Annotated in this window: 3 protein-coding genes; all 3 read left to right on the top strand. The window is 58.5% G+C overall.

The annotated features are described in order from the left end of the window. Positions 1-187: 187 nt before the first annotated feature. Complete coding sequence (locus DW136_RS09775) at positions 188-607, top strand: PTS sugar transporter subunit IIA (RefSeq protein WP_117565057.1); 420 nt, start codon at positions 188-190, stop codon at positions 605-607. A gap of 57 nt (positions 608-664) precedes the next feature. Further along, positions 665-1,147, top strand: a complete 483-nt coding sequence (locus DW136_RS09770) for a PTS sugar transporter subunit IIB (RefSeq protein ID WP_117565058.1) — start codon at positions 665-667, stop codon at positions 1,145-1,147. A 58-nt stretch (positions 1,148-1,205) separates the two neighbouring features. Beyond that, positions 1,206-1,780 (top strand): PTS sugar transporter subunit IIC (locus tag DW136_RS09765; protein ID WP_147349536.1); only part of this gene is annotated, 575 nt, incomplete at its 3' end.

Raw genomic sequence — 1,780 nt, 5'->3', positions numbered from 1 at the left:
GGCCTTGACGACGAGTTCCGCGTCATCGTGTCTCCGTGGATTCTGACGGTGCTCGTTACCGACCGCCTGGCTCGCTACTACGAGACGGTCACCAAGCACAACCTCAAGTATCGTCGCTACTATCACCAGTTCGACTACTAAAGAAAACGGGTGCGGGAACGCGCCGGGCTATTGAGAGGAACACAGAATGAGGCAGTACATCATCGCCAGCCATGCGCACTTCGCTACCGGCATCAAGGAGAGTGTCGAGCTGCTCTCGGGCGCTCGCGACAACGTCCACGATCTTTCGATGTTCGTCGATGACCGCATGGACGTGGCCGAGGAGGCCCAAAAACTGCTGGCAGGCATGGCTGCCGACGATGATGTCGTTGTCTGCACCGACCTCTTTGGCGGCAGCGTCAACAACGAGTTCACCAAGATCGTCCAGACGCGTCCCCGCACGTACCTCGTTACCAACATGAACCTTCCTCTGCTTATCCAGCTGCTGTTCTCTGACGAGTCGGCGCCGGTTGAGGAGACGATTCGCGCCATCGTCGCTGCGGACGATACGCGCGTGAAGTTTGTCAACGATCTTTTGGTCGATGACGAAGAGGAAGAAGAGTTCTAATCCGCAGCACCTACTGACACGCCGTAAGACGGCACAAGACCTTTGGGGGGTCACATTATGATTCAGCTACTTCGCGTCGACCATCGCCTGCTTCATGGCCAGGTCGCGGTCTCTTGGGTCCAGGGCCTTGGCTCCAACTGCATTTTCTGCGTGGGCGATAAGGTCGCCAACGACCCGGTGTGGAAGACGACGCTCAAGATGGGCAAGCCTGCCGGCTGCAAGCTCGTCATCAAGGATATGGCGAATGCCATCGAGGCCATTAACTCGGGTGTGACTGACAAATACAAGATGATTATCTGTGTCGCCACCATCGCTGAGGCAAAGCAGCTTGTTGAAGGCTGCCCGCAGATCAAGTCGGTCAACCTGGGCAACACCAAGCCCAAGGACGAGAAGCGCCCCGATGCTCGTCAGGTCTCTCGTCAGATCTTCCTGACTGCAGCCGAGGAGGCCGATGTGCGTGAGATGCTGAACAACGGCGTCGAGGTCGAGATCCGTCCTCTGGCCGATGACCCCAAGGTTGACTGCGCAAGCGTGCTCTAGGCGTTCAATTTCGAAGAGTCTGAGCTCTTCGTAGTGTCCTATTAGGAAAGGGGGATATATGCTTACCCAAGCAATCCTCATCGGACTTATCGCCGCATTTGGTAAGTTCGACTTCCAGCTCGGTACGCTCTATGCGTTCCGCCCCATCGTCCTGTGCCCGCTCGTGGGCCTGGTGCTGGGGGACCTGCAGTCCGGCCTCGCGATCGGCGCCAGCCTGGAGCTTCTGTTCATGGGCTCGATCTCCATCGGCGCCTACGTGCCGCCTGATGAGACGATCGGCGGCGTGCTCGCCTGCGCCTTCGCTATCCAGTTGGGCCAGAGCACCGAGGCAGCCATCGCGCTCGCTATGCCCATCGCCACGCTGTGCCTTGCCATCAAGAACATCCTCAACGCCGCCCTGCCGATTCTGGTTGACCGCGCTGATGTCTTCTCCGGCCAGGGCAACCTTAAGGGTGTCTATGCGATGCACTTCCTGATCGGTTTGACCGGTATCATCATGGCGTTCCTGCTGTGCTCGCTGTCGTTCTATCTGGGTGCTGACGCCATCCAGGGCATGCTCGACTTCATCCCGCCCTTTGTCCTTGCTGGCTTTGGCGTTGCCGCCAACATCCTGCCGGCCATGGGCTTCGCCAT

The sequence above is a fragment of the Collinsella sp. AM12-1 genome, assembly GCF_003472325.1.
In the GTDB taxonomy this organism is placed as follows: domain Bacteria; phylum Actinomycetota; class Coriobacteriia; order Coriobacteriales; family Coriobacteriaceae; genus Collinsella.
This window is presented reverse-complemented; position numbering and strand designations above follow the sequence as displayed.

Bases quoted from the DNA above. Each gene is read 5' to 3' on its own strand.
- DW136_RS09775 (WP_117565057.1), top strand. From the start codon at position 188: ATGAGGCAGTACATCATCGCCAGCCATGCGCACTTCGCTACCGGCATC.
- DW136_RS09770 (WP_117565058.1), top strand. From the start codon at position 665: ATGATTCAGCTACTTCGCGTCGACCATCGCCTGCTTCATGGCCAGGTC.